The 25,954-nt window shown below is 72.9% G+C and carries 24 protein-coding genes and 1 pseudogene; 6 read left to right on the top strand and 19 right to left on the bottom strand.

Annotation, left to right across the window (positions count from 1 at the left end):
• Position 1: 1 nt before the first annotated feature.
• Complete coding sequence (locus ACF1BH_RS29375; RefSeq protein WP_391647404.1) at positions 2–2,530, bottom strand: ATP-dependent Clp protease ATP-binding subunit; 2,529 nt, start codon at positions 2,528–2,530, stop codon at positions 2–4.
• 503 nt (positions 2,531–3,033) lie between these two features.
• Here ACF1BH_RS29375 and ACF1BH_RS29370 point away from each other — a divergent pair.
• The gene (locus ACF1BH_RS29370; protein ID WP_391647402.1) at positions 3,034–3,774 is read left to right on the top strand and encodes an SCO3374 family protein; all 741 of its coding nucleotides are present in this window, start codon (positions 3,034–3,036) and stop codon (positions 3,772–3,774) included.
• On the opposite strand, the gene ACF1BH_RS29365 is transcribed toward ACF1BH_RS29370, so the two are convergent.
• From ACF1BH_RS29365 to ACF1BH_RS29320, 10 genes are all read right to left on the bottom strand, one after another.
• A complete protein-coding gene (locus tag ACF1BH_RS29365; RefSeq protein ID WP_030289381.1) occupies positions 3,705–4,040 on the bottom strand; it encodes an Lsr2 family protein in 336 nt (111 codons plus the stop codon). The two genes, ACF1BH_RS29370 and ACF1BH_RS29365, sit on opposite strands and share 70 nt — an antisense overlap.
• Before the next feature lie 157 nt (positions 4,041–4,197).
• Entirely contained in the window at positions 4,198–4,716 is a 519-nt protein-coding gene (locus tag ACF1BH_RS29360; protein WP_051740001.1) for an amino-acid N-acetyltransferase, read from the bottom strand.
• A 9-nt stretch (positions 4,717–4,725) separates the two neighbouring features.
• Positions 4,726–5,280: a BlaI/MecI/CopY family transcriptional regulator gene (locus ACF1BH_RS29355; RefSeq protein ID WP_391647467.1), complete on the bottom strand. Its 555-nt coding sequence runs from the start codon at positions 5,278–5,280 to the stop codon at positions 4,726–4,728.
• Between the two features lie 172 nt (positions 5,281–5,452).
• Positions 5,453–5,632 carry a hypothetical protein gene (locus ACF1BH_RS29350; protein ID WP_391647399.1) on the bottom strand — a complete coding sequence of 60 codons (180 nt, stop codon included), beginning with the start codon at positions 5,630–5,632 and terminating at the stop codon, positions 5,453–5,455.
• Between the two features lie 45 nt (positions 5,633–5,677).
• Positions 5,678–6,319 carry a hypothetical protein gene (locus ACF1BH_RS29345; RefSeq protein WP_391647397.1) on the bottom strand — a complete coding sequence of 214 codons (642 nt, stop codon included), beginning with the start codon at positions 6,317–6,319 and terminating at the stop codon, positions 5,678–5,680.
• A gap of 184 nt (positions 6,320–6,503) precedes the next feature.
• A complete protein-coding gene (locus ACF1BH_RS29340) occupies positions 6,504–7,301 on the bottom strand; it encodes a type III pantothenate kinase (protein WP_030289391.1) in 798 nt (265 codons plus the stop codon).
• Positions 7,302–7,306: 5 nt separating this feature from the next.
• A complete protein-coding gene (gene nadC, locus ACF1BH_RS29335; protein ID WP_391647395.1) occupies positions 7,307–8,374 on the bottom strand; it encodes a carboxylating nicotinate-nucleotide diphosphorylase in 1,068 nt (355 codons plus the stop codon).
• Positions 8,375–8,437: 63 nt separating this feature from the next.
• On the bottom strand, positions 8,438–10,219 hold the full coding sequence (locus tag ACF1BH_RS29330; RefSeq protein WP_391647393.1) for an L-aspartate oxidase: 1,782 nt from the start codon (positions 10,217–10,219) through the stop codon (positions 8,438–8,440).
• The gene (gene panC, locus ACF1BH_RS29325; protein ID WP_391647391.1) at positions 10,219–11,406 is read right to left on the bottom strand and encodes a pantoate--beta-alanine ligase; all 1,188 of its coding nucleotides are present in this window, start codon (positions 11,404–11,406) and stop codon (positions 10,219–10,221) included. Before panC ends, ACF1BH_RS29330 begins: the two co-directional genes overlap by 1 nt.
• Entirely contained in the window at positions 11,403–12,365 is a 963-nt protein-coding gene (locus ACF1BH_RS29320) for a Rossmann-like and DUF2520 domain-containing protein (RefSeq protein ID WP_391647389.1), read from the bottom strand. The genes panC and ACF1BH_RS29320 overlap by 4 nt, the downstream gene beginning before the upstream one ends.
• A 331-nt stretch (positions 12,366–12,696) precedes the next feature.
• On the opposite strand from ACF1BH_RS29320, the gene ACF1BH_RS29315 reads away from it, so the two are divergent.
• Positions 12,697–13,920, top strand: a complete 1,224-nt coding sequence (locus ACF1BH_RS29315) for a threonine aldolase family protein (protein WP_391647387.1) — start codon at positions 12,697–12,699, stop codon at positions 13,918–13,920.
• Positions 13,921–14,002: 82 nt separating this feature from the next.
• Here ACF1BH_RS29315 and ACF1BH_RS29310 read toward each other — a convergent pair whose 3' ends face one another.
• Positions 14,003–14,338 (bottom strand): hypothetical protein, encoded by a 336-nt coding sequence (locus ACF1BH_RS29310; RefSeq protein ID WP_391647385.1) that lies wholly within the window; start codon positions 14,336–14,338, stop codon positions 14,003–14,005.
• A 99-nt stretch (positions 14,339–14,437) separates the two neighbouring features.
• Here ACF1BH_RS29310 and ACF1BH_RS29305 point away from each other — a divergent pair, with 99 nt between their 5' ends.
• Complete coding sequence (locus ACF1BH_RS29305) at positions 14,438–15,541, top strand: DUF5937 family protein (protein ID WP_391647383.1); 1,104 nt, start codon at positions 14,438–14,440, stop codon at positions 15,539–15,541.
• Positions 15,542–15,612: 71 nt separating this feature from the next.
• Here ACF1BH_RS29305 and ACF1BH_RS29300 read toward each other — a convergent pair.
• From ACF1BH_RS29300 to ACF1BH_RS29290, 3 genes and pseudogenes are all read right to left on the bottom strand, one after another.
• Positions 15,613–16,320, bottom strand: a pseudogene (locus tag ACF1BH_RS29300) (glycoside hydrolase family 75 protein); the annotation flags it as partial.
• Between the two features lie 223 nt (positions 16,321–16,543).
• Positions 16,544–17,233 carry a response regulator gene (locus ACF1BH_RS29295; protein WP_391647381.1) on the bottom strand — a complete coding sequence of 230 codons (690 nt, stop codon included), beginning with the start codon at positions 17,231–17,233 and terminating at the stop codon, positions 16,544–16,546.
• Between the two features lie 198 nt (positions 17,234–17,431).
• Positions 17,432–18,631: a sensor histidine kinase gene (locus ACF1BH_RS29290; protein WP_391647379.1), complete on the bottom strand. Its 1,200-nt coding sequence runs from the start codon at positions 18,629–18,631 to the stop codon at positions 17,432–17,434.
• 195 nt (positions 18,632–18,826) lie between these two features.
• Between ACF1BH_RS29290 and ACF1BH_RS29285 the strand changes: the two genes are divergently transcribed.
• Complete coding sequence (locus ACF1BH_RS29285) at positions 18,827–19,873, top strand: SAM-dependent methyltransferase (protein WP_391647377.1); 1,047 nt, start codon at positions 18,827–18,829, stop codon at positions 19,871–19,873.
• Between the two features lie 63 nt (positions 19,874–19,936).
• Entirely contained in the window at positions 19,937–21,079 is a 1,143-nt protein-coding gene (locus ACF1BH_RS29280) for an NADH-quinone oxidoreductase subunit D (RefSeq protein WP_391647375.1), read from the top strand.
• 97 nt (positions 21,080–21,176) lie between these two features.
• On the opposite strand, the gene ACF1BH_RS29275 is transcribed toward ACF1BH_RS29280, so the two are convergent.
• From ACF1BH_RS29275 to ACF1BH_RS29260, 4 genes are all read right to left on the bottom strand, one after another.
• Positions 21,177–22,562 carry a hypothetical protein gene (locus ACF1BH_RS29275; RefSeq protein WP_391647373.1) on the bottom strand — a complete coding sequence of 462 codons (1,386 nt, stop codon included), beginning with the start codon at positions 22,560–22,562 and terminating at the stop codon, positions 21,177–21,179.
• A 64-nt stretch (positions 22,563–22,626) separates the two neighbouring features.
• Positions 22,627–23,595, bottom strand: a complete 969-nt coding sequence (locus tag ACF1BH_RS29270; RefSeq protein WP_391647371.1) for an ABC transporter substrate-binding protein — start codon at positions 23,593–23,595, stop codon at positions 22,627–22,629.
• 142 nt (positions 23,596–23,737) lie between these two features.
• On the bottom strand, positions 23,738–24,496 hold the full coding sequence (locus ACF1BH_RS29265) for an ABC transporter permease (RefSeq protein ID WP_391647369.1): 759 nt from the start codon (positions 24,494–24,496) through the stop codon (positions 23,738–23,740).
• A 2-nt stretch (positions 24,497–24,498) separates the two neighbouring features.
• Positions 24,499–25,311, bottom strand: a complete 813-nt coding sequence (locus ACF1BH_RS29260) for an ABC transporter permease (RefSeq protein WP_391647367.1) — start codon at positions 25,309–25,311, stop codon at positions 24,499–24,501.
• A 156-nt stretch (positions 25,312–25,467) separates the two neighbouring features.
• Here ACF1BH_RS29260 and ACF1BH_RS29255 point away from each other — a divergent pair.
• A partial coding sequence (locus ACF1BH_RS29255; protein ID WP_391647365.1) for an ATP-binding cassette domain-containing protein occupies positions 25,468–25,954 on the top strand: 487 nt, incomplete at its 3' end.

The raw sequence follows: 25,954 nt of genomic DNA, 5'->3' as shown, positions 1-25,954 counted from the left end.
GCTACGCGTCCTTGCTCAGATTCGTCGGACCCGACCCACCGGCCGTCGACTCGATCGGCGGCGCGTCCGGCAGGGCCGACTTCTCCTCGCCGCGGAAGGTGAAGGCGGCAGCGTCGCCCTCGCCCTCGACGTCGACGACCACGATGTGACCGGGGCGCAGCTCGTTGAAGAGGATCTTCTCCGAGAGGGTGTCCTCGATCTCGCGCTGGATCGTGCGACGCAGCGGACGGGCGCCGAGCACCGGGTCGTACCCGCGCTTGGCGAGCAGCGACTTGGCCTCGGAGCTCAGCTCGATGCCCATGTCGCGGTCCTTCAGCCGCTCGTCCACCTTGGCGATCATGAGATCGACGATCTGGATGATGTCTTCCTCGGTGAGCTGGTGGAAGACGACGGTGTCGTCGACACGGTTGAGGAACTCGGGGCGGAAGTGCTGCTTCAGCTCCTCGTTGACCTTGTTCTTCATCCGCTCGTAGCCGGTCTTGACGTCGCCCTGGGCGGCGAAGCCCAGGTTGAAGCCCTTGGAGATGTCCCGGGTGCCGAGGTTCGTCGTCATGATGATGACGGTGTTCTTGAAGTCCACGACCCGGCCCTGGGAGTCGGTCAGGCGACCGTCCTCCAGGATCTGCAGCAGCGAGTTGAAGATGTCCGGGTGGGCCTTCTCGACCTCGTCGAAGAGCACGACGGAGAACGGCTTGCGGCGCACCTTCTCGGTGAGCTGACCGCCCTCTTCGTAGCCGACGTAGCCGGGAGGCGAGCCGAACAGCCGCGAGACGGTGTGCTTCTCGCTGAACTCCGACATGTCGAGGGAGATCAGCGCGTCCTCGTCGCCGAAGAGGAACTCGGCGAGCGTCTTGGACAGCTCCGTCTTACCGACACCGGACGGGCCGGCGAAGATGAACGATCCGCCCGGACGCTTCGGATCCTTCAGACCGGCGCGGGTACGGCGGATGGCCTGCGAGAGCGCCTTGATGGCGTCCTTCTGGCCGATGACGCGCTTGTGCAGCTCGTCTTCCATCCGCAGCAGCCGGGAGGACTCCTCCTCGGTGAGCTTGAAGACCGGGATGCCGGTGGCCGTCGCCAGGACCTCGGCGATCAGCTCCTCGTCCACCTCGGCGACGACGTCCATGTCGCCGGCCTTCCACTCCTTCTCCCGCTTCGCCTTCGCGGCCAGGAGCTGCTTCTCCTTGTCGCGGAGACCGGCGGCCATCTCGAAGTCCTGCGAGTCGATCGCGGACTCCTTCTCGCGGCGCACGTCGGCGATCTTCTCGTCGAACTCGCGGAGGTCCGGCGGCGCGGTCATCCGGCGGATGCGCATCCGGGATCCGGCCTCGTCGATGAGGTCGATGGCCTTGTCCGGCAGGAAGCGGTCCGAGATGTAGCGGTCGGCGAGGGTCGCGGCGGCGACCAGCGCGGAGTCCGTGATGGACACCCGGTGGTGCGCCTCGTAGCGGTCCCGCAGGCCCTTGAGGATCTCGATGGTGTGCGGCAGCGACGGCTCCGCGACCTGGATGGGCTGGAAGCGGCGCTCCAGGGCCGCGTCCTTCTCCAGGTGCTTGCGGTACTCGTCGAGCGTGGTGGCGCCGATGGTCTGCAGCTCACCACGGGCCAGCATCGGCTTGAGGATGGAGGCGGCGTCGATCGCGCCCTCGGCGGCGCCCGCACCGACCAGCGTGTGCAGCTCGTCGATGAACAGGATGATGTCGCCGCGGGTGCGGATCTCCTTGAGGACCTTCTTCAGGCGCTCCTCGAAGTCACCGCGGTAGCGGGAGCCGGCGACCAGCGCGCCGAGGTCGAGGGTGTAGAGGTGCTTGTCCTTGAGGGTCTCGGGCACCTCGCCCTTGACGATGGCCTGCGCCAGGCCCTCGACGACGGCGGTCTTGCCGACGCCGGGCTCGCCGATGAGGACCGGGTTGTTCTTGGTGCGGCGGGACAGCACCTGCATGACCCGCTCGATTTCCTTCTCGCGCCCGATGACCGGGTCGAGCTTGGTCTCCCGGGCGGCCTGCGTGAGGTTGCGGCCGAACTGGTCCAGGACGAGGGAGGTCGAGGGCGTGCCCTCGGCGGGGCCGCCCGCGGTGGCGGCTTCCTTGCCCTGGTAGCCGGAGAGCAGCTGGATGACCTGCTGCCGCACCCGGTTGAGATCGGCGCCCAGCTTCACGAGGACCTGGGCGGCGACGCCCTCGCCCTCGCGGATCAGGCCGAGCAGGATGTGCTCGGTGCCGATGTAGTTGTGGCCGAGCTGAAGGGCCTCGCGGAGCGACAGCTCCAGGACCTTCTTGGCACGGGGAGTGAAGGGAATGTGACCGGACGGAGCCTGCTGGCCCTGCCCGATGATCTCCTCCACCTGCTGGCGGACCGCCTCGAGCGAAATCCCGAGGCTCTCCAGGGCCTTAGCGGCGACACCCTCACCCTCGTGGATCAGGCCCAGGAGAATGTGCTCGGTGCCGATGTAGTTGTGGTTGAGCATCCGGGCTTCTTCCTGAGCCAGGACGACAACCCGCCGCGCGCGGTCGGTGAACCTCTCGAACATCGTAAATCGCTCCTCAGAGCGGTCGGGCAGTGAAGGGGGCGGTCCCCTCCCTGTCCTTCCGCATGCTAGTCCCGCAGGGCGGGACAGCTCATTCCAACTGCCGACACCCGTACGCGGCTCACCCCACTCTCGTAGGGACGTCACCTGCCCCGAACAGCCGACAACTGCTCCAACCCGATGGTGCGAGACGATGTTCCCGCAGGCCAGGCATATACGCCCACCACCACTACGCCCGTGGCGAACGCGGCCCGATCCGGCGCGCCGTCCGGGAAACCGGCCGAGATGCCGATATCCGGGCGCCGAACGCCGTCACACCGTCTTTTCCCATGATGAATGTCTTACCCGCCGCCACTGACACTCCATGCGACACGGGCCCCTTCCATCCGCTACGGGCGAACACCGCCGGACCGATCCGGACCGGCGCCCGCCACCCGGGCGGACACGGAGCGTCCCGCCGCCCCGACCCAACGTAACCTTCGGGGATTCCGGCAGTTGCACCGGGCATGGTCAGCGCGCCCCCGCGTCCCCGTGCGCCCCTCGCCGCCGTACGCCGCTGGTACGAGCGGGAATTCGGCTGGCCGGCGGCCCGCGGGGAGCCGGTGGAGCTGCTGACGGGGGTGGCGTTCGACGTCCTGGAGATGCCCGCGGAGGCCGGCTGGGCGGTGCTGCGGCGGGTGCCGGGCACCGGACCGGCCGCGCTCCTGGGCGGTCATCTCTGTGCGCCGTACGGCCCCGGGACGGCGGGCTGCCGCGCCGGGAGCGTTCCGCCCGGGGCCGACGGGATTTCCCGCGTCGATCGGCCGAAAATACTCATGCTCGTGGCGGCGGGCTGCGCCGAGGAACTGCCCGGAATCCTGGAATGGCTGGAGTGGGGCACTCTCGTGCCCGATCTCACGGCGCGGGGCGCCGGAGAACGGATGCCCGCTCCGTCATTCCCCACTTCCGGACCGTCATCATGCGCAATCGGCTCGCGGGAGGCCGCGGTATGGGTGCGGCCTCCCGAACCGGGATACGAGGCCGAGAATTCCCTGCCCGTCACGGGGATCGGGGCAGGTTTCGGGGAGCGCGGTCGCGTCCCCGACCTCGTACGGCTCGTGAGCGCGGCGGCGACGGAATGCCACCGGGCCCGGTTGCTGCGTGCTCGTAATGACCAAACGGATCGCGCCGGAGGCGATCAGCCGTTGGCCTTCTCGTATGCCTCGCGAATGTCGGCCGGGACACGGCCGCGGTCATTGACGTTGTAGCCGTTCTCCTTGGCCCAAGCACGCACCTTCGCGGTGTCCTGGCTGCCGCCCGAAGCCGCACGCGCCTTGCCGCGACCGGAAGCGGAACGGCCCCCGGTACGACGGCCGGCCTTCACGAAGTCGGCAAGAGACTCACGCAGCTTGTCCGCGTTGGCGGTGGTGAGGTCGATCTCGTAGGACTTGCCGTCGAGAGAGAACGTCACGGTCTCGTCGGCCTCGCCGCCGTCGAGGTCGTCGACAAGAAGAACCTGAACCTTCTGTGCCACCGGGTTTCCCTTTCATCGAATGCGGATTACGACGGAAAGCAAACCGCTTTTCCCGGAAAAACACAAACCCCCGGGTAGGGTTCACTTGCCCGCGCACCGGGGAACACGTCGTGTCCTGGCCATGGGATAGGGGCGCGATTCGGACATAGAACGCCGGTCAGAGGTGCAGAAGCATGCGGCTGTTGCCCAGGGTGTTGGGCTTCACTCGTTCGAGACCGAGGAACTCCGCCACTCCCTCGTCATAGGAACGCAGCAGCTCGCTGTAGACATCACCGTCCACGGGGGTCTCACCGATCTCGACGAAGCCGTGCTTGGCGAAGAAGTCGACTTCGAAGGTGAGACAGAAAATGCGCCGCACACCGAGCCAGCTCGCGGTCCGCAGCAGCTTGTCCAGGACCTGATGGCCGACTCCGGAGCCCTTGAGCTGCGGATCCACGGCGAGGGTGCGGACCTCGGCGAGGTCTTCCCACATCACGTGGAGTGCGCCGCAGCCGACGACCTCGCCGTCCTCGTCGCGCTCGGCGACCCAGAACTCCTGGATGTCCTCATAAAGCGTGACGGTGGCTTTGTCGAGCAGGATGCCGTCACGGGAGTACGAGTCGATGAGGTGACGCACGGCGGGCACATCGGCGGTCCTGGCGCGGCGGATCGTCAGCCCTTTTGAATGCGGAGGCATGCGGCGACGCTATCGCTCCGTGGTGCGCGGGTCCGCTCCGGGTTCTTCGCCTTCCGCCGGGACGGTGCGGCGGGGCTCTTCGGTGACTTCTTCCGCCGCCCCACCACGCGCCCGGGCGGTGTTCCGGCGGGGGGCTTCCCGCGGGGCGTCCTCCGCTTCCGTGGCGGTTCCGGCAGATGCCTGTTCGGGGGCGGTGGGGGCTTCCGCGGTGTCGGGGAGTTCCGCGGGCGGGGTCGTGGCGTCGATCTGCACCATACGGACGGCATCGCGCAGAGCGTTGCGTTGTTCGGGCGACATCATGCCGAAGAACGCGACAAGAGCGGCCGCCGGGTTGTCACTCGCGGACCAGGCTTCGTTCATCAGTGCGGCCGAGTATGCGGCCCGTGTGGAGACCGCCTCATATCGATAGGCGCGGCCTTCCGCTTCGCGCCGGACCCAGCCCTTCTGGTGAAGGTTGTCCAATACCGTCATGACGGTCGTGTACGCGATCGACCGTTCCTTCTGCAGGTCTTCCAGAACTTCCCGGACGGTGACCGGGCGGTTCCACTCCCAGACCCGCGTCATGACGGCGTCTTCCAGCTCACCCAATGGTCTCGGCACACTTGAAGAATAGTGCGAGATGTCGCGATTGCCGGTTCATCGGGTGCGTTTGCACGGGAAAAACGAGGTACGGCCCGGGAGGGAATCCCGGGCCGTACGAAGTGCGGATGGCGGTGTCGCCGGATTGTGCGGAAGGTCAGGCGCCGCGGGTGGTGGGCTCCTGGCCGGAGGCGGTCGATTCGGCGAGTGCGGCATCCACCGCGGCATCTTCCTTGGCCTTGTTCGCACCGCCCTGACTCTTGACCATGACCACAATCAGCGCGGTGAACGCCACGGCCATTAGTGCGGGCGGGAAGAGCGCGGCGACGTAATCCATGGCGGGAGCCTCCTCGGGGCGTGAGGATTCCAGGGTACGCAGCACTCAGACCGTACGGGCCGCGGGGGGCGGTGCGGGGCGACGGCGACGCGGGAAGACCTCGCCCGGGGTGGGCACCGGGCGGTCGGGCCGCGGCTCCTTGGGGGCGGGGCGCGGGGCGGGCTTGGAGGCGGGGTCGGGCGCGGGGCGGCGGGGCGCGGGGCGGGGCTCGTCGGCGCTGCGGGCGCCCGGCAGGGTGAGCCGGGGGGCGTCCACCGGGCGGGCCGGGGCGGGGTGCCCGGCGCGCGCCTCGCAGCGGTGCAGCAGTCCGGTGCGGCGGGCACCCTCGGCGGCCCCGGCGGCCCTGGGGGTGAGGGCGTGCAGGGCGGCGAGGTCGTCGGCTCCGGGGGCGCAGCCGGCGGCGAGCGTCTCGTCGAGGCGGGCGAGGTAGCCGGGGGCCGCGCCGGGGAGGGCGGCGCGGTAGCGGGCGAGGTCGGCGAGGAGGAAGGCGCGCAGCCGGTCACCCTCGCGCTCCGCCTCGTCGACGGCCTCGGCCAGCCGGAGGTACTCCTGCGGCTCCACGGGGCGCTCGGGGCCGGGCGGGGCGGCGGACGCCGACCGGCGGGCGTGGGTGAGGGCGCGGCGGAGCACGCGCAGTTCGTCGGCGCTGAACACCATGCCGCCGCGGGTTCCGTATGGCATAGGCATACAGCGGACTTTACGTGTAACTAGGACAAAAGCCGCTTAATGGGATTTAGGTGGCGTGGGGTGGAGTCTTCGGGGAGTGCGGAGAAGGGCGCGGCCCCGGGGTGGGCGCCTGGTGGCGCGTCCCGGGGCCGTGCGGGCCGTTCGGGCGGGGTGCGGGCGGCGGAGGCGGCCCGCACCGGCCGGGTCAGGAGCGGGCGACGTTGCGCTCGTGGACGAGGCGGAGGCCGATGAGGGTGAGCCACGGTTCGTGCTCGTCGATTTCGGTGGCCTCGCCCAGGACCATCGGGGCGAGGCCACCGGTGGCGATGACGGTCACGTCGTCCGGGTCGTCGGCGAGCTCGCGGGCCATCCGGCGGACGACGCCGTCGACCTGGCCGGCGAAGCCGTAGAGGATGCCGGACTGCATCGCCTCGACGGTGTTCTTGCCGATGACGCTGCGCGGCCGGGCCAGTTCGATCTTGCGGAGCTGGGCACCCCGGACGCCGAGGGCGTCGACGGAGATCTCGATGCCGGGCGCGATGACGCCGCCGACGTACTCGCCGCGGGCGCTGACCGCGTCGAAGGTGGTGGCGGTGCCGAAGTCGACGACGACGGCGGGGCCGCCGTACAGCTCGACGGCGGCCAGCGAGTTGATGATCCGGTCGGCGCCGACCTCCTTGGGGTTGTCCATGAGGATCGGCACGCCCGTCTTGACGCCGGGCTCCACCAGGACGGCCGGGACGTCGCCGTAGTAGCGGCGGGTGACCTCGCGCAGTTCGTGCAGGACGGAGGGGACGGTGGAGCAGATGGCGATGCCGTCGATGCCGTCGCCGAGGTCGTCGCCCAGAAGCGGGTGCATGCCCATCAGGCCGTGCAGCAGGACGGCGAGCTCGTCGGCGGTGCGGCGGGCGTCGGTGGAGATCCGCCAGTGCTCGACGATGTCCTCGCCGTCGAAGAGCCCGAGGACGGTGTGGGTGTTGCCCACGTCAATGGTCAGCAGCATGGCGGTCAGCGGTCCTCGTGCTCGTCGTCGGCCGGGGCGGTGGCGGGGGCCTCTTCGCGCAGGTCGAGGCCGATGTCGAGGACCGGCGCCGAGTGGGTGAGGGCGCCGACGGCGAGGAAGTCGACGCCGGTGCGGCCGTACCGGGCGGCGTTGTCGAGGGTGAGGCGACCGGAGGACTCCAGGATCGCGCGGCCCGCCACCAGGGCGACGGCCTCCTCGGTCTGCTCCGGGGTGAAGTTGTCCAGGAGGATCAGGTCGGCGCCCTCGGCGAGGATCGGCGGGATCTGGTCGAGGCGGTCGACCTCGACCTCGATCGGCACGCCGGGGAACTCGTCGCGGACGGCGGTGAACGCCTCGGCGACGCCGCCCGCCGCGATGACGTGGTTGTCCTTGATGAGCGCGGCGTCCGACAGCGACATGCGGTGGTTGACGCCGCCGCCGCAGCGCACCGCGAACTTCTCCAGGGCGCGCAGCCCCGGGGTCGTCTTACGGGTGTCGCGGACCTTGGCGCCGGTGCCCTCCAGGGCGTCGGCCCAGGCGCGGGTGGCGGTGGCGATGCCGGAGAGGCGGCCGAGGAGGTTGAGGGCGCTGCGCTCGGCGGTGAGCAGGTCGCGGGTGCGGGTGGTGACGCTGAGGAGGGTGGTGCCGGCCTCGACGCGGTCGCCGTCCTCGACGTGCCGCTCGACCTCGAACTCCTCGGTGCACACCAGGGAGAGCACCGCCTCGGCGACCCGGAGCCCGGCGACCGTACCGGCCTGACGGGCGGTGAAGTCGCCGGTGGAGACGGACTCCTCGGGGACGGTCGCGACGGTGGTGACGTCCACGCCCTCGTCGAGGTCCTCCTCCAGGGCGAGGTGGGCGATGCCCTCCACCTGGACGGGGTCGAGCCCGGAGGCCACCAGAAGGGCGGCGAGGTCCGGGTCGAGACCGCAGGTCAGCGGGTCGAGTTCATAGCCCTCGTCGGGCCCGCCGCAGCCGCAGGCGTCGCCGCAGCCGCCACCGGCGGGCGTCTCGGCCGACGGCCTGCCGATGCCGATCTGGAGGAGGGGGAGGTCGTCGGGGGTGCTGCTCACGGGTGGCTCCGAATCGGGAAGAGGCGGGTGGTGGCGGGTGGTGTGGCGGTCGGTGGGGGCGCGTCAGGCGGTCGGTGCGCCGGGGGTGGGCGCGCTCGTGCCCGGTGCGCCCGGGGCCGTCGGCGGGAAGGCGGCGGTCTCCGTGGTGTGGACGGACAGGGTGCGGCCGGTGCCGAGAGTGATGCGGAAGTGGCGGCGCCAGGTGGCGTCGTCGCGTCCGGGGTGGTCCTCGCGCCAGTGGCAGCCGCGGGTCTCCTCGCGGCGCTGCGCCGCGGCGACGAGGACCCGGGCGACACACAGCAGGTTGGTGGCCTCCCACGCCTCGACGCCGGGCTCGGGCGTCTTGAGGTCGGCGGCGGCGTCTCCGGTCGCCGTGGCCGCGTCCCGGTGGAGCCGGTCGAGCGCGGCGGCGGCCCTCGCGAGGCTGCCGGCGCTGCGCAGCACCCCGGCGCCCTCCGTCATGACGCGCTGCACCTGGACGCGTGCCTCAGGGGCGAGGAGGGGGAGGGCGGTGGCCTCCGGGGAGGTGTCGGGGGCCGTCGCTCCCCGGGGGGCGGGGCCCGGCTCGCCCCGGGTGAGGTCCGCCGCGATGCGTTCCGCGAAGACCAGGCCCTCCAGGAGGGAGTTGGAGGCGAGGCGGTTCGCCCCGTGGACGCCGGTGCAGGCGACCTCACCGCAGGCGTAGAGCCCGGGGACGGTCGTGCGGCCCCACAGGTCGGTGCGGATGCCCCCGGAGGCGTAGTGGGCGGCCGGGGCCACCGGAATCGGCTGGGTGACGGGGTCGATGCCGTGGCTGCGGCAGGCCGCGAGGATGGTGGGGAAGCGGGTCTCCCACATGGCGGCACCGAAGTGGCGGGCGTCGAGGAACATGTGGTCGCTGCCGGACTCGTGGGCGCGGCGCATGATCGCCTTGGCGACGATGTCGCGCGGGGCGAGTTCGGCGAGTTCGTGCTGTCCGGCCATGAAGCGGTGGCCGTCCGCGTCGACCAGGTGGGCGCCCTCGCCGCGGACCGCCTCGGAGATGAGCGGCTGCTGCCCTTCCGCTTCCGCGCCCAGGTAGAGGACCGTCGGGTGGAACTGCACGAACTCCAGGTCGGAGACCTCCGCCCCGGCCCGCAGGGCGAGGGCGACGCCGTCGCCGGTGGAGACGGCCGGGTTGGTGGTGGCGGAGAAGACCTGGCCCATGCCGCCGGTGGCGAGGACCACGGCGGGGGCGTGCACGGCGCCCACGCCGTCGTGGCGGCCCTCGCCCATCACATGCAGGGTGACGCCCGCGGTCCGGCCCCGCCCGTCGGTCAGCAGGTCGAGGACGAGCGCGTTCTCGATGGTGCGCAGCCCGGCTTCGCGGACCGCGGCGACCAGCGCCCGGGAGATCTCCGCGCCCGTCGCGTCGCCCCCGGCGTGCGCGATACGGCGCCGGTGGTGGCCGCCCTCCCGGGTGAGCGCGATGTCCTCGCCCCCCGGGGTGGTGTCGAACCGGGCGCCCGCCTCGATCAGGCGGCCCACGGCGGCGGGCCCTTCGGTGACGAGGGTGCGGACCGCCTCCTCGTCGCAGAGTCCGGCGCCGGCGACGAGGGTGTCCGCCAGGTGCTGCTCGGGGGTGTCGCCCTCCCCCAGGGCGGCGGCGATGCCGCCCTGCGCCCACCGGGTGGAGCCGTCGTCCAGGCGCGCCTTGGTGACGACGACGGTGCGGCGTCCGGCGGCGGCGCAGCGCAGCGCGGCGGTCAGGCCCGCGACGCCGGAGCCCACGACGACCACATCGGCGTCGATGGCCCAGCCCGGGGCGGGCGCGGTCAGCCGTATGCCGGTGGGGCCGGGGACGGTGCCTGTTCCGGTGGCGGTCATCAGGACGCTCCGAGGGGGCCTTGGGGTTTGTCGGACGGGGCCCCGCCGGGGGCCTGCGGTGAGGTTACGGCCGTCCCGCCGCGGGGGCGCACGGCCCCCTCGCCCGCGCCCGGGGTGTGCGCGTCCGCCGGGGCGGTGCGGGGCCCGAAGTGGAGGCGGATGTTGTCGATGAGGCGGGTGGTGCCGACCCGGGCGGCGAGCGCCAGGACCGCTTCGCCCTCGTAGCCCTCGGGGACCTCGGTGAAGTCCGACGGGTCGACGAGCGCGAGGTAGTCCAGCTCCAGCGGCGGTTCGAGGTGGGCGGCGTCGGTGAGGACGGCGTGGGCGGCGGCGCGCGCCACGGCGGGACCCGGGCGCCTCGCGGCGGCCCGGGCGACGGCGTGGGCGTCCGCGGCGGCCCGTTCCTCGCCGAGGGCGGCGAGCGCCTCGGAGCGGCGCTGTGAGCGGGGCCCGTCGGACCCGGCGCGGGCGCGCAGCGCCTCCTCGGCGGTGAGCCGGTCCCGGGCCGCGAACAGCGCCGTGGACAGCGCCAGGGCGGTACGGCGCTCATCGGCGGAGAGGTAGCGGTTGCGGCTGGAGCGGGCCAGCCCGTCGTCCTCCCGGACGGTGGGGACGCCGACGATCTCCACCGGGAAGTTCAGGTCGGCGGCCATCCTGGTGATGACGGCGAGCTGCTGTGCGTCCTTCTCGCCGAAGAGCGCCACGTCCGGGCCGGTCAGATGCAGCAGCTTGGCGACGACGGTGAGGACACCGTCGAAGTGCCCGGGGCGGCTGGCGCCCTCCAGGAGCGTGCCCATGGGCCCGGCGGCGATCCTGACCTGCGGTTCGCCACCCGGGTAGACCTCCTCGACGGACGGGGCGAAGACGACGTCGGCGCCCGCCGCGGCGGCGATGCGGACATCGGCGTCCAGGGTGCGCGGATAGCGGTCGAGGTCCTCGCCCGCGCCGAACTGCAGCGGATTGACGAAGACCGTGACGACCACCTGGCCCCGCGGCCCCACCCGGTCCCGGGCGGCGCGCACCAAGGTGGCGTGCCCTTCGTGGAGGGCGCCCATGGTCATGACGACGGCGCGCGGACCGTCGCCGCGCGCCGTGGCGCGCAGTGCGGCGGCGGTGTGGAGGAGGCGGGGGACACCGCCCTGAGCTGGGGCGGAAGCCGGGTGCGGGCCCGGGGTGGCGGTGGTCATCGGGCGTCGTCTCCCTCAGGTCCTTCTTCACTCTGGGAGCCCTTGTCCCCACGGGGCGCGGGGTCGGCGAGGACGCCGAGCAGGTCCTCGGCCAGCTCCGGTTTGAGCAGGCCGTGCGCCAGTGCCCGGTCGGCCGTCGTACGGGCCATCGCCAGGTAGCCGGCGACGGCCTGCGGCGCGTGCCTGCGCAACTCGGCGACGTGCGCGGCCACGGTGCCGGCGTCGCCGCGCGCCACCGGGCCGGTCAGGGCCGCGTCACCGGAGCGGAGGGCGTTGTCGAGGGCCGCGCCGAGCAGCGGGCCGAGCATCCGGTCCGGCGCCCCGACCCCGGCGGTGCGCAGCAGCTCCATCGCCTGCGCGACCAGCGTGACCAGGTGGTTCGCGCCGATCGCCAGCGCCGCGTGGTAGAGCGGACGGGACTCCTCCGCGATCCACTCGGGCTCCCCGCCCATCTCGATGACCAGGGCCTCGGCGGCCATCCGCAGCTCCTCGGGCGAGGTGATCCCGAAGGAGCAACCGGCCAGCCGCTGCACGTCGACGGGGGTACCCGTGAACGTCATCGCCGGGTGCAGCGAGAGCGGCAGCGCGCCCGCCCGGGTGGCCGGGTCCAGCACCGCCGTCCCGTAGCGGCCCGAGGTGTGCACGAGCAGCTGCCCCGGGCGTACGGCTCCGGTCTCGGCGAGGCCCGCGACGAGCCCGGCCAGCGCGTCGTCGGGGACGGTCAGCAGGACGAGGTCGGCGCGGGCCAGCACCTCGGCCGGCGGCACCAGCGGCACCTCGGGCAGCAGGGCCGCCGCGCGCCGTACGGAGGCGTCGGAGACCCCCGAGACAGCGACCGGACGGTGCCCGGCGAGCTGTAGCGACGCGGCGAGAGCGGGGCCGACGCGACCGGCTCCGACAACGCCGACGGTCAGTCGGGCCGGGCGGTCCTGGGCCTCGATGGGCGGGATTGCGTTCACGTGGCGATGGCCTTCCGTTCCAGTCCTCAGGGGGTACCGGACGATTCATCGCCATGCTACGCGAGTGTCTCCGCCCGGCCCGGGCCCGGCGATCGGCACCGCCCGGCCGCCGCCGGACCCGCCGACGGGCGCCGCCCGCGAGCCCGCGACGCCCGCCCCACCATTTTTCCGCAACACCCTTGACGGACGATTCCCGCAGGTCAGAGACGTGTCGTCGGTGCTCTCCGGAGACTTGTCCACAGGCCGGGCGGCGGCAGCGCCGCGTACGACATCATCGAGGCAACGCCGCGGAGCACCGGCTCGGCGGAGACCGGCACGGACGGGGGACACCATGCATGGCAACACCCGGCACGACCACGACCAGCCCACCCGGCAGCCCGACCGGCACACACCTCCCGAGGCGGACACCGGCCCTGGCGGAGGGCCCGGTGCCGGCCGGCACCGCCGGCTCACGGCGGCGCACGGCGCGCGGCGGACCCTGGCCGCCCGGCCGCAGACCCTCCGCGAACGCCTCGACGCCCTCGCCGCGAGCGCCCCGGGCGCCTACGACCTCGACGCCTGGCCCGACCAGTACGGCAACGACGACGGCATCGTCGGCGAGCTGGAGCGCCGCACCGCCGAAGCCCTGGGCGGCGAGGCCGCCGCGTTCTTCCCCACCGGGACGATGGCGCAGCAGGTGGCGCTGCGCTGCTGGGCCGGGCGCACCGGCAACGCCACCGTCGCCGGCCACCCGCTGTCCCACCTGGAGGTCCACGAGCGCGACGCGTACGCCACGGTCAGCGGCCTGCGGATGATCCACCCGACCGCGGATCCGCGCCCCCCGACGGCCGACGAGATCCACGCCCTGCAGGAGCCGTTCGGCACCCTGGCGTTGGAACTGCCGCTGCGGGACGCGGGATTCGTGCTGCCGGAGTGGGAGGAGCTGACGGCGACCGTCGAGGCGGCCCGGGAGCGGGACGCGGTGGTCCACTTCGACGGGGCGCGCCTGTGGGAGTGCACGCCCCACTTCGGGCGCGGGCTCCCGGAGATCGCCGCCCTCGCCGACAGCGTCTACGTCTCGTTCTACAAGTCGCTCGGCGGCATCGGCGGAGCCGCCCTGGTGGGCAGCGAGAGCTTCATCGAGGAGACCCGCGCCTGGCGGCACCGCTACGGCGGACAGCTCTTCCAGCAGTGGCCCACGGCACTGACCGCGCTCATCGGGCTGGACACCGAACTGCCGCGCCTGCCCGGCTACGTCGCGCAGGCGAAGGTCGTCGCACAGGCCCTGGCGGAGGGGTTGTCCGGGTCGTCCGCGCCGTGGTTCCGCATACATCCGCAGGAACCGCACACCCATCAGTTCCGGCTGTGGCTGCCTTATCCGGCGCAGGCGTTGAACGACGCCGGTCTGCGGCAGGCGCGGGAGACGGGGACGAGCCTCTTCCCGACCTGGTTCGAGGACGCCACCCCGGGCCTGGCGACCACGGAGGTGACGGTGCAGGCACCCGCACTGGAGTGGACGGCGGACGAGATACGGACGGCGTCGGCGGAGTTCATCACGCGGATAGGCGCCGCCTGAGCGGCCGGTCCGGGCTGGTCCGGTCCGGGCCCGGTCCGGTGGGCGGCAGGGTACGGCGCCGGGCCCGCGTCGGTGGCACCCCTCAGCTGCACGGGGAGGCGGCGCGGCGGGCATCGGTCCCGGCGGGTCGCCCGGTGCGGACCGGGTGCCCGGCCGCGGGCCGCACGACGGCGCCGGACGCGGACGGATCGCGGTGGAGCGGACGGGGACGGCGGAGGGACGCCCCCAGGCTCCGGACGGCGCGCAGGGCGCGGGCCGGGAAGCGATCGGCGGGGTCGGTGACGACGGAGGCGAACCGTCTCCACAGGAGAACCTCGCGGACGGCGCGGACGGTGCCGGCGCCCGGCTGGACGGGCGGGGCCTCGCCCCGCTGTGCGGCACGGTAGGCGTCGAGAAGGTGCTGCTGGTTGGCGTTCATGGCTTCACTGTGGGGCCGCCCCGGGCGGTGGCGCGCATCGATTGACGGAAGCGGTCAAACGACGTTCCCGCAGGTCCCGGGCGGACGCATGATGAGGACATGGCCAACGTCATCGACATCACCGGGCTGCCGCCCGAGCGCATCGTCTTCTCGCCGTCGCCGCTCGCGGAGCTGGGCGCCGCGCTCCACGCGCTGTCCGAACCGGGCCATCACCCGGGGCTGCACGGCTGGGTCACGGCGACCTCGTCCGCGCTGAAGACCGACCTCGCCGACCGGCTCTGCGAGGCGGACTTCCTGTGGCGGTCCGCCCGTTCGGACCTGCTGCTGCCGGCCCGCCCGGGAGCGACGCTGGCCGACGACCTCGATGCGATGGACACGATCGACGACGAACGGTTCGTGGCCGCCGCCTTCGAGATCACCTGCTCCACCTCGTACGCCCGCTGCACACCGTCGCCCCTCGTGGACGCGGAGGAGCGCGCCCGCGTACGGGAGATGGCCGCGGCCCGCGGACCGCGGCAGGCAGCGTTCACCGACCGGATGCTCACCGACCCGGACGGGCTGCGGATCTGGCTCAGGAGGCTGTTCGAAGACTGTGAGGAGGCGTTCTTCGGAGACATCTGGCGACGCGTCGGCATACAGCTCACCGCCGACGCCCGGCACAAGACGGAGCTGCTGCGCCGCAAGGGCCTCGCCGAGACCCTGCCTGCCACCTCGACCGCGCTCTCCCTGGAGAGCGGGCCGGGCGGCACCGCACGCATCCTCGTCGACAAGCTCGCCGGGGGCCGCACCACTGCGTTCGAGGACGGCGACGACCCGGGGGTGACGTTCGTCCCGACGTCGTTCGGCTGGCCTCATCTGCTGGTCAGCCATGCGCCGGGCTGGCGGCCGGTGATCCAGTACCCGGTGGCGAGCCCCGAGTTGCCGGCGCCGGCCACGCTGGAACTCGTCCACCAGCGGCTCGACGCGCTGGCGCACCCGATGCGGATGAAGCTGTGCCGGTCGCTGTCGCGCGGACCGCACACGACCGGCGAGTTGGCGAACGCGTTCGGCATCACGTCGCCCGAGGTGTCCCGGCACATCGCGACGCTCAAGAAGGCCGGGCTCATCCAGACCCGGCGCCGCGGCCGCTACGTGCTGCACCAGCTGGACCTCCAGGTGGTCGCACGCCTCGGCAGCGACTTCCTGGAGGGGGTCCTGCGGTAGGGGGTGGTGGGGAGGGAGGGGTGGGGGGCAGGGGGGGGAGGGGGAGCCCCCCCCCCCCCCCCCCCCCCCCAGTTATGCAGCCGGAACATGTTTGGCACCGCGTCCCCCCCGGTGTAGGCCGGGGAGTGGCGTTCGATGGGCGACGCCTTGGAGTTCTTGAAGAGGAGGTAGGTGACGCCGGAGTCGGCGCCGCCGGTCTCCGGGTCGGGGTCTATCCCCAGGCTCTTGGCGGTCGCGTAGGACGCCTCGCCGATGATCTTGTCGGGTCCGGTGTCCCCGACGACGGCGTATTCGACCTGGTTGTTGTAGATGACGGCGACGACGCCGCCGCCGTCGATGCCGTCCTTGGTGTAGTCCCAGATGCTGCTGGAGCTGGGGACGACGACGAAGGGCAGTTCGGCGGCGCTGAGCGGTTTGCCGTCCGACTGGTGGAAGCGGGTGTCGTCCTGGAACCAGGGGTCGGTCCGTTCGTTGCACTGGTCGGTGATCTGGCCATCGCAGTCGATGTCCATGTCGGCCTTCCAGAAGACCGCGCCGTTCGTGCCGCAGACGGGGACCGTGGCGGAGGTCTCCGCGTCGGTGCGGTACTTGCCGTTGGAGATCTGGTGGCAGTCCTTGAGCTTGGCCAGCAGGTCGGCGGCGCTGACGCTGCCTTCCTGGACGGGGTGGGCCCGGGCTGCGGCGGTGGGCGCGGTGGCCTGGGCGGAGGCCGGCAGGGCGGCTGCGGTGAGCAGCGCGGCGCCGGCGACGGTGGCGAGGGCAAGGTTTCTTGTCCGCACTGGGGAACCCTTCGATTAGGAAAGTTTCCTTACCGAGCGGGCCCAATCTGCTCCCGTTTACGTGTCCCCGTCAAGGAGTCGCACGGGGCGCCGTCGGCCGGCCCGCCAGGATCGCCCGCCCGGAGCACGCGTCGGCGCCCGCCCGGAGCACGGCCCGCAGCCCGCCCGGCGGACGGGCCCGCACGCTCCCACGACGCGGTGTCCCCACCCCTCGACCCGCACCTCAGCCCGCGGCTCCGCCGCCCCCCGCCCGCACCAGCCCCGACTCGTACGCGAGGACCACGGCCTGGACGCGGTCGCGCAGGTTCAGCTTGGTGAGGATGCGGCCGACATGGGTCTTGACCGTGGCCTCGGAGAGCACCAGCCGCGCCGCGATCTCCCCGTTCGACAGGCCCTGGGCGACCAGTAGCAGGACCTCCCGTTCCCGCTCCGTCAGCCGGCCCAGTTCGGGGCGGGTCGGCTCGGCGTGGGTGGCGGGCAGCATCGGCGTGAAGCGGTCCAGCAGCCGGCGGGTGGTCGACGGCGCGACGACCGCGTCGCCGCTGTGCACGGCGCGGATCGCGGTGAGCAGTTCGTCCGGCGGCACGTCCTTGAGCATGAAGCCGCTGGCCCCGGCCTTGAGCGCGGAGAACGCGTACTCGTCCAGGTCGAAGGTGGTGAGGATCAGTACCTTCGGCGCGTCCGCGGCGCGGCCGTCGCCGCAGATCCGCCGCGTCGCCTCGACGCCGTCCAGGTGCGGCATCCGGACGTCCATGAGGATCACGTCGACCTTGGTGGCCCGCAGCACCTCCAGCGCCTCCACACCGTTGCCCGCCTCGGCGACGACCTCCATGTCGGGCTGGGCCGCCAGCACCATCCGGAAGCCGGTGCGCAAGAGCGCCTGGTCGTCGACGAGCATCACGCGGATGGTCATGGCAGGGGGTTCCCTTCGGATGCGGAACGGCGGGGCGCGGAACGGAAGTGCGCGGAAGGAGAGGGCGCGGAACGACGGGGCGCGGAGCGCAGGAACGGGAGGGGACGGACGCATGGAACCACGCCCCGGGCGGCGGCCGCCGCGGCGGCCCCCCGGAACTCACCGGTGGAGCTCACCACCGGCATCCGGCCACGGGCCTCACCGTTCGGGCCGCAGCGGCAACACCGCGTCGATACGGAAGCCGCCGCCGTCGCGCGGCCCCGCCTCCAGGCTGCCGCCGACCATGCCGACCCGCTCGCGCATACCGATGAGGCCGTGGCCGAGACCGTCCGCCCCGCCCTCCTCGTACAGCTCGCTCTGCGCGCCGCGGCCGTCGTCCTCGATGAGGAGTTCCAGTTCGGCGTCCCCGTAGGTGACGCGGACCGTGGCGCCGGCGTCCGGGCCGCCGTGCTTGCGGGTGTTGGTGAGCGCTTCCTGGACGATGCGGTACGCGGTGAGCGCGACGCCGCTGGGCAGCGGGCGCGCGGTGCCGTCGACGCGGAAGTCGACCGGCAGTCCGGCGCCGCGCACCTGCTCGATGAGGTCGGTGAGCTGCTCCACACCGGGCTGCGGTACGTACTCGCCGCCCTCGGGCTGTTCGCCGGTGCGCAGCACGCCGAGCAGCCGCCGCATCTCGGCCAGGGCCTGCCGTCCGGTGCCGGAGATGGTCTCCAGCGCCTGCCGGGCCTGGTCGGGCGCGCTGTCGAGGACGTAGGCGGCGCCGTCGGCCTGGACGACCATGACGGAGACGTTGTGGGCGACGACGTCGTGGAGTTCGCGGGCGATGCGGGCGCGTTCGGCGGCGACGGCGATGCGGGCCTGCGCCTCACGCTCCTTCTCCAGCCGGTCCGCCTTCTCCTGGACCTGCGCCCAGTACGCGCGCCGGGTGCGGACGGAGTCGCCGAGCACCCAGGCGAGGATGAAGGGGGCGGTGAACAGGACGGTGACGAACGCCGCCTCCCAGACGGGCCGCGCGGGGGTCGGCTCGCCGAAGCGCATCAGGAAGAGGCTCGGCGCGAGGCAGGCACCGGTCAGCGCCAGCCGGGACGCCCAGCGGGTGGTGCCGGAGGCGGCGGTGTAGACGATGACGAGCATCACGAAGTCGGCCGGGTTGAAGCCCACGTCGAGGATCAGCTGGGCGAGGCCGACGAGGACGGACAACAGCAGCATCCGCTCGGGCCATTTGCGGCGCAGCGCGATGACGGTGCAGAGGGCGAAGGTGATGAGGACGGCGGTGAGGGTCGACGTCCCCTCGTGCGGCGAGACGACCCACAGACCGTTGAACGCCAGAAAGAAGACAGCCCAGAAGGTGTCCACCCCCGTGGGGTGCCGGCGGAAGAAGTCGTAGAGACGCTGCACGTCACCCAGCGTAGGCAGGGCGGGTCGCCGGTGAGGTCAACCGGAGGAGCGATCCTGCCGGACCGCCCTACTCCGGAAGGTGGAGACGGGGCGCGGGCGGGGAGGAGACCGAACCGGCCGCGGGGCGCGCGGGCTGCCGCGCACGCCCCGCCCGGCCCTGCCGGTGCGCCGTGCGGTGCCCCGTACCGTGGCCCCGTGACGAGTGAGTGGTGCGGCTGGCGGGATGCGGCGGAGGCGGCCCTGTACGGGCCCGACGGTTTCTACACCCGGCCCGGCGGCCCCGGCCCCGCGGGCCATTTCCGCACGTCGGTGCATGTCTCGCCGCTGTTCGCCGGGGCGGTCGCGCGGCTGCTGCGGGAGGTGGACGGGGCGCTCGGGCACCCGGACGAGCTGGCGCTCGTCGACGTCGGCGCCGGCCGCGGTGAGCTGCTGACCGGTGTGCTCGCCGCCCTGGACGCGGACCGCGGTCTGTCGGCGCGGCTGTGCCCGTACGCCGTGGAGCGCGCCGGTCGCCCCGCCGGTCTCGACGGGCGGATCCGCTGGTCGGCGCGGCTGCCGGAGCCGGGTTCGGTGGTGGGGCTGCTCTTCGCGAACGAGTGGCTGGACAACGTTCCCGTCGATGTCGTGGCGGCGGATGCGGACGGTGGGGTGCGGCGGGTGCTGGTCCGGGCGGACGGTGCGGAGCGGCCGGGCGGGCCGGTCGAGGGGCCGGACGCCGACTGGCTCGCGCGGTGGTGGCCGGCGCTGGCCCCGGAGGCGCTGCGTCCGCCGGGGGCGGCGCCGCCCGCGCCGGGGACGCGCGGGGAGATCGGGCGGCCCCGGGACGCGGCGTGGGCGCGGGCGGTCCGTTCGCTGCGCGCCGGGCTGGCGGTCGCCGCCGACTATGCGCACACGCGGGCCGACCGCCCGCCGTTCGGGACGCTCACCGGTTTCCGTGCGGGCCGTGAGGTGGCGCCGGTCCCGGACGGGTCGGCGGATGTGACCGCCCATGTGGCGCTCGACGCGTGCGCCGGTCCGACGGGCCATCTGCTGTCCCAGCGGGCGGCCCTGCGCTCCTTGGGTGTGACGGGCCGCCGTCCGCCGCTCACGCTGGCCTCGACCGATCCGGCCGGTTACGTACGGGCGCTGTCGGCCGCGGGGGCCGCCGCGGAGTTGACCGATCCGGCGGGTCTGGGCGGCTTCGGCTGGCTCGTCGAGCCGGTCGGTCGGGAGTGTGCGGAACTGCTGCGTCCGCAGGCGTGAGCGGTACGGGCCGGGGCGGGCCCGCGTTTCCGGCCGTCGTGCGGCGTGCGCGAGACTGTTCCCATGACGGAGACGACGGTCGGCATCGGCGGCGCGGCGGAGAGCACCGACATGGTGTTGAACATCGGCCCGCAACACCCCTCCACGCACGGCGTGCTGCGGCTGCGTCTGGTGCTGGACGGCGAGCGGATCCAGCACGCGGAGCCGGTGATCGGCTATATGCACCGCGGCGCGGAGAAGCTGTTCGAGGCGCGTGACTACCGCCAGATCATCATGCTCGCCAACCGTCACGACTGGCTGTCGGCGTTCTCCAACGAGCTGGGGGTGGTCCTCGGCGTCGAGCGGATGCTCGGCATGGAGGTCCCCGAGCGGGCCGTGTGGACGCGGACGCTGCTGGCGGAGCTGAACCGCGTCCTCAACCATCTGATGTTCCTCGGCTCGTACCCGCTGGAGCTGGGCGGGATCACGCCGGTCTTCCATGCGTTCCGGGAGCGGGAGGAGTTGCAGACGGTCATGGAGGAGATCTCCGGCGGCCGGATGCACTACATGTTCAACCGCGTCGGCGGCCTCAAGGAGGACCTGCCCGCGGGGTGGCCGGGCCGCGCGCGGCACGCCGTGGCGCAGGTGCGGTCGCGGATGGCCGTCTTCGACGATCTGGTGCTGGGCAACGAGATCTTCCGCGGCCGCACCCGCGGCATCGGTGTCCTCTCCCGGGAGGCGGTGCACGCGTACGGGGTGTCGGGGCCGATCGCGCGGGCGTCCGGCGTCGACTTCGACCTGCGGCGCGACGAGCCGTACCTCGCCTACGCGGAGCTGCGGGACACGCTGAAGGTCGTCACTCGGGAGGAGGGCGACTGCCTGGCCCGCTTCGAGTGCCTGCTGGAGCAGAGCCACAACTCCCTCGACCTCGCCGACGCGTGCCTGGACCGGCTGGCGGAACTGGAGCCGGGCCCGATCAACCAGCGGCTGCCGAAGGTGCTGAAGGCCCCCGAGGGCGCGACGTACGCGTGGACGGAGAACCCGCTCGGCATCAACGGCTACTACCTCGTCTCCAAGGGCGAGAAGACCCCGTACCGCCTGAAGCTGCGCTCCGCCTCGTTCAACAACATCCAGGCCCTGACGGAGCTGCTGCCGGGCACGCTCGTCGCGGACATGGTGGCGATCCTGGGGTCGCTCTTCTTCGTCGTCGGCGACATCGACAAGTAGCCCCGCGCGCATCGCGCGCCCACGGCACCGGCCCCTCCCCGGAGTTTCGGGAAGGGGCCGGTGTTTCCGCTGTACGGGCCGGGGTGACGGGTCCGGGTTACGAGATGGCGGTGCGGAGGCCGGCCAGGTCGAGCTGTTCCGTCTCGTCGTGGGCGGTGAGGTCGATGACCTCACCCACGCCGTCCTTGCCGGTGGCGTCCTTGCCGGTGGCGTCCGGGTCGGCGGTGCCCTGCTCGGCGCCACCCTCGTCGGAGGCGCTTTCGGGGGCCGTGTCGTCGGTGGCCGTCGCCTCGGGGGCGGTGGCCTCCGGAGCCGGGCGCTCCGTGGCGGGGCCGTCCGTGGCCGTGTCCTCGGGCTCCGCGTCCTGAGCGGCGTCGACGGCGGTGCCCGGGGCCGGGGCCTCGGCCCCGGGAGCGGTGGTTTCCGCGGTGGCCTCGGCGCCCTGCGGGCCGGTCACGGGGGCCTCGGCCGGGGAACGGTGGGCTCCGGTGCCGCCGGTCGTCTCCGACTCCGCCGGACGGAGCCGGGCCGCGGCGCGGACGGTCTGCTCGGCTATGGCCTCGTCGCCGACGACATCGGCCAGGTCCTCCTCCATGGGCGCGGGCAGCGCCGGGGGCGTCGCGTTGCCGAAGAAGTCGAAGCCGCCGATCTCGCGGGAGGCCGGGGGCCGGGGCGCGGCGGGCGGGGCGACGGCCGCCGCGGCTGCCGGGACGGGCCGCAGCGACGGCCCGGCGGGCGGGGTCGCCTCGGGGCCGGCGGCGGCCGGGGCGGCGTGCCTGCCGCGTGGGCGGTCGCCGCCGGGCGGCTCCGTGCGGGCGGCGCGCTGCCGGGCGGCGTTGCGGGCCAGCTCCCGGAGTGCGCGGTCGGCCTGCGCGAACGTCGCCGGGGCGGGGCGACCGGGCCCGGCCGCGACGCCGGATCCGCGGCGCACCGCGACGTCCTGACGGGGCGTGCCGCCGGTGGCGCCCGGTGCGGTGCGCTCGGCCGCCGGGGCGCCGGCGGGTGCGGGCAGCGCCGCGGCGGGCGCCGTCGCCCCTATGGCGAGCTGACGGCGGTGCTCCAGGACACCGGCCCGCTCGGTCTCGGAGGTGGCGTAGCGGCGCAGCAGGTCCGCGTGTTCGGTGCGCAGTCTGGCCAGCTCGGCGCGCTTGGCGCGGAGCTTGGTGTCCAGGGCGGCGCGGATCTCGCGGGACTCCTCGGCGTCCGACTCGAGTTCGGCGATCCGCTCCTCGGTGCGCCACTCGTCGCGGACGCGGGCGCGGCCCAGCTCGGCGACGCGCTTGCCGGCCTTGCGGTCCCAGGCGCGCAGCAGCGCCGCGCCGGTGACCGCGGCACCCGCGGCCCCGGCGGCGAGCACCCGCTGCACCAGGTCGTCGCCGACGAACCAGGTCCCGGCGGCGCAGGCGATCGACGCGCCGGCGACCGAGGAGGGAGGAAGCAGCCGGTGGAGGGGTGGTGAATGGCGGTGGCGTCCTCGTGGCATGGCCAGAAACTTACCGTGCGCCCGAGGCCGATGGGGCGCCGCCCACCAATCCGTTTCCCGGTGGTTACTTCTTCAGCAGGCCCTTGGCCTCCAGATAAGTCCGCGCGACCTCCTCGGGCTTGAGCCGCTCGGCGTCGACCTTACGGTTCAAGTTGATCAGATCTTTGGTGGTGAGGACGTCCGTGAGCTTGTCGAGCGCCGCCTCGATTCCCTTGTCACCTGCGCTTTTGGCATTCACGACGGGCAGCACATTGTCGGCGTTCTGCAGCTTCTTGTCGTCGGTGAGGAGGACCAGCCCGAAGTTGTCGAGGGTGGCGTCGGTGGTGGTCGTCAGAACCACCTGATCGGTACCTTCCTTGACGGCCTGTTTGGACGACGGGGAGCCCACGCCCTTCGGGTCGATACCGGCGACCGATATGCCGTACGTCTTCTCCAGCCCGGGCTTGCAGAACGGCCTGGTTTCGCACTCCTCACCGGCGGCGAGGGTGACCTTCTGGCCGGAGGCGCCGAGGTCGGACAGGGTCTTCAGCTTGTGCTTCGCGGCGAATTCGGCGGTGACCGCGAAGGCGTTCTGATCTGCGGCGGCGCCGGCCGGGAGCACCTTGAGTCCGCGCGGACCTGCGAGCTTCTTCAGCGCGCTGACGGTCTTGTCGATGTCACCGGAGGCAACGGGCTTCGCCTTCGCGCCGTTGGTCTTCGCGTTGAGGAATTCCGCGAGGGTGGAGGCATATTCGGGGACGACGTCGATCTGGCCCTTCTCCAGGGCCGGTTCATACAGTTCACGATTGTCGAGGGTCTGGATGCGGGCGTCGTATCCGGCGGCTCCCAGCAGCTGGGAATACATCTGCGCGAGCACCTTCGACTCGGTGAAAACGGCGGAGCCGACGACGATTTCGCCCTTGCCGCCGCCCTTTCCGTGCGCCGCTCCCTTGTCCTCCAGGCTCTGGCCCCCGCAGGCGGCCAGCGTCGCCGCCAGCGCGACCACCGTGCCCGCGGCGAGCGCGGTGCGCGCCCCACGCGACGTGCTGCTCATGGAATCGTCCTTCGCTTCGTCGGTTCGGAGTGCCGTGCTCGGATCTGTCCGGTACGGGTGCGGGGCCGGGGCCCCGCGGGTGCCGCCGGGCCCGGAGCGCCGGGCGGGCCGGTGCAGGGTACGCGGGCGGCGGCGCCGCGCATCAGGCCGCGCCGCCGATCGCTACCGCATCGTCATCCCGCGCACCGCGCCGCTCCCCCGGCGCGCGGCCGCTCCGGGCTGCCCGGGCGGCCCGGCGGCGGCCACGGGCCGGGTCGCAGAGCCGGTCGACGGCGACCATCACGCCTTCGACGGCCAGCGCCAGCGCGGCCACCAGGACGGCCCCGGCGACGACCTGCGCGGTGTCGTAGTTGCCGAATCCGGCGGTGATGACGCGGCCCAGTCCGCCGCCGCCGGCCATCGCGGCGAGCGTGGCCGTGGCGACGATCTGGACGGCCGCGGAGCGCACTCCGGTCATCAGCAGCGGATAGGCGAGGGGAAGTTCGACGCGGAACAGGAGCTGCGGGCCGGACATGCCCATGCCGCGGGCCGCCTCCACGGCGTCCCGGTCGGCCTCGCGTATCCCGAGGTAGGCGTTGGTCAGCAGCGGCGGTATCGCGAACAGCACCAGCGCGATGACCGTGGGCCACTCCCCCTGACTGCCGAGCGGACCGAGCGTCAGCAGCACCAGCACGGCGAACGTGGGGACGGCCCGCCCGATGTTGGAGAGGTTGACCGCCAGGGCCCCGCCCTTGCCGATATGGCCCAGCCAGAGCGCCACCGGCAGTGCGATCAGGCAGGAGAGTGCCAGGCAGACCGCGCTGATCTGCACATGCTCCGCCAGCCGGTGCCAGACGCCCTTGTCGCCCGCCCAGTTGGCGGCCGTCGTCAGCCACTGCCAGGCACCTGTGAGCGCGTCCATCGTCAGGCCACCGCCTTCGTCGCCCGGGTGCGCCGGCCGCCCGGCCGGGAACCGGCGTGCGGCCGGGTCCACGGCGTCAGCAGCCGCTGCACCGCCATCAGCAGCAGGTCCGCCGCGACGGCCAGCAGCACGCAGAGCACGGAGGCGGTCAGCACCTCGGCCTTGAAGAAGCCCTCCAGCCCGCTGGCTATGAGATTGCCCAGACCGCCGAAGCCGACGACGGAACCGATCGTCGTCATCGCGACCGTGGAGACCGTGGCGATGCGTACCCCGGCGACCAGCGCCGGGAGCGCCAGCGGGAGTTCCACCCCGAACAGCAGCCGGGCCGGGCCGTATCCCATGCCGCGGGCCGCCTCGCGGACCTCGGCGGGCACCGCGTCGAGCCCGGCGAGGATGTTGCGGACCAGGATCGTCAGGGAGTAGAGCACCAGGCCGGTGACGACGACCGCGACGGAGACGCCGAAGACCGGGGTCAGCAGCGCGAACATGGCCAGCGACGGGATGGTGTAGAGCACCGTCGTCAGCCCCAGCACGGCGCCCGCGACCGCGCGCCGCCGCCGGGCGAGCAGCGCGAGCGGGAAGGCGATCAGCAGCCCGAGGGCCACGGACGCCACGGTGATGCCGATGTGCTGCACGGTGGCTGCCAGCAACTCATGGCTGCGGGTGCGCAGATAGGCGCCGCAGATCCAGTCGTTGGCCACCAGACAGTCGGCGCCGCCCGGCGCCGCGGCCTGCGGCACCCAGGGACCGCCCGGATCCGCCGGCACCTGTCCGGACGGCCAGGCGGCCGCCGTCAGGCTCCACGGCACGCTCATCCGCCGTCACCTCCCCCGCCCTGTCGCTCACATTTTCGGTGACTGTCTGCGACCCTATCCCCCGGCACTGACATCCGGACCGGCCCGCCATACGTCCGCCACACCGCGTTCACGCGCCGCTGCCCACAATGGGGACCGTCCACAACGGGGGAATGCATGATCCGCTTCGAGCACGTCACCAAGCGCTACCCGGACGGGACGACCGCCGTCGACGATCTCTCCTTCGAGGTCGCGGAGGGCGAACTCGTCACCCTCGTCGGCCCGTCGGGCTGCGGCAAGACCACCACGATGAAGATGGTCAACCGCCTCATCGACCCCACCGAGGGCACCATCCACGTCGGCGGCGAGAACATCGCGGACACCGACCCCGTGGAGCTGCGCCGCCGGATCGGCTACGTCATCCAGCAGACCGGGCTCTTCCCGCACAAGACCGTGCTGGACAACACGGCGACCGTTCCCCACCTGTTGGGCATCCCGCGGAAGAAGGGCCGGGAGCGGGCCGCCGAACTCCTCGACCTCGTCGGCCTCGACCCGACCGTCTACGGACACCGCTACCCCGACCAGCTCTCCGGCGGCCAGCGCCAACGCGTCGGCGTCGCCCGCGCCCTCGCCGCCGACCCACCCGTCCTCCTCATGGACGAAC

Source organism: Streptomyces sp. NPDC014733 (assembly GCF_043083385.1).
Lineage (GTDB): Bacteria > Actinomycetota > Actinomycetes > Streptomycetales > Streptomycetaceae > Streptomyces.
This window is presented reverse-complemented; position numbering and strand designations above follow the sequence as displayed.

Coding starts and splice junctions, on each gene's coding strand:
- ACF1BH_RS29375 (WP_391647404.1), bottom strand. CDS start 2,530: ATGTTCGAGAGGTTCACCGACCGCGCGCGGCGGGTTGTCGTCCTGGCT.
- ACF1BH_RS29340 (WP_030289391.1), bottom strand. CDS start 7,301: ATGCTGCTGACCATTGACGTGGGCAACACCCACACCGTCCTCGGGCTC.
- ACF1BH_RS29265 (WP_391647369.1), bottom strand. CDS start 24,496: ATGGACGCGCTCACAGGTGCCTGGCAGTGGCTGACGACGGCCGCCAAC.
- ACF1BH_RS29260 (WP_391647367.1), bottom strand. CDS start 25,311: ATGAGCGTGCCGTGGAGCCTGACGGCGGCCGCCTGGCCGTCCGGACAG.
- ACF1BH_RS29305 (WP_391647383.1), top strand. CDS start 14,438: ATGGCCAACGTCATCGACATCACCGGGCTGCCGCCCGAGCGCATCGTC.
- ACF1BH_RS29345 (WP_391647397.1), bottom strand. CDS start 6,319: ATGCCTATGCCATACGGAACCCGCGGCGGCATGGTGTTCAGCGCCGAC.
- ACF1BH_RS29355 (WP_391647467.1), bottom strand. CDS start 5,280: ATGACGCGGGTCTGGGAGTGGAACCGCCCGGTCACCGTCCGGGAAGTT.
- ACF1BH_RS29360 (WP_051740001.1), bottom strand. CDS start 4,716: ATGCCTCCGCATTCAAAAGGGCTGACGATCCGCCGCGCCAGGACCGCC.
- ACF1BH_RS29295 (WP_391647381.1), bottom strand. CDS start 17,233: ATGACCATCCGCGTGATGCTCGTCGACGACCAGGCGCTCTTGCGCACC.
- ACF1BH_RS29280 (WP_391647375.1), top strand. CDS start 19,937: ATGACGGAGACGACGGTCGGCATCGGCGGCGCGGCGGAGAGCACCGAC.
- ACF1BH_RS29310 (WP_391647385.1), bottom strand. CDS start 14,338: ATGAACGCCAACCAGCAGCACCTTCTCGACGCCTACCGTGCCGCACAG.
- panC (WP_391647391.1), bottom strand. CDS start 11,406: ATGACCACCGCCACCCCGGGCCCGCACCCGGCTTCCGCCCCAGCTCAG.
- ACF1BH_RS29315 (WP_391647387.1), top strand. CDS start 12,697: ATGCATGGCAACACCCGGCACGACCACGACCAGCCCACCCGGCAGCCC.
- ACF1BH_RS29370 (WP_391647402.1), top strand. CDS start 3,034: ATGGTCAGCGCGCCCCCGCGTCCCCGTGCGCCCCTCGCCGCCGTACGC.
- ACF1BH_RS29270 (WP_391647371.1), bottom strand. CDS start 23,595: ATGAGCAGCACGTCGCGTGGGGCGCGCACCGCGCTCGCCGCGGGCACG.
- ACF1BH_RS29275 (WP_391647373.1), bottom strand. CDS start 22,562: ATGCCACGAGGACGCCACCGCCATTCACCACCCCTCCACCGGCTGCTT.
- ACF1BH_RS29350 (WP_391647399.1), bottom strand. CDS start 5,632: ATGGATTACGTCGCCGCGCTCTTCCCGCCCGCACTAATGGCCGTGGCG.
- ACF1BH_RS29330 (WP_391647393.1), bottom strand. CDS start 10,219: ATGACCGCCACCGGAACAGGCACCGTCCCCGGCCCCACCGGCATACGG.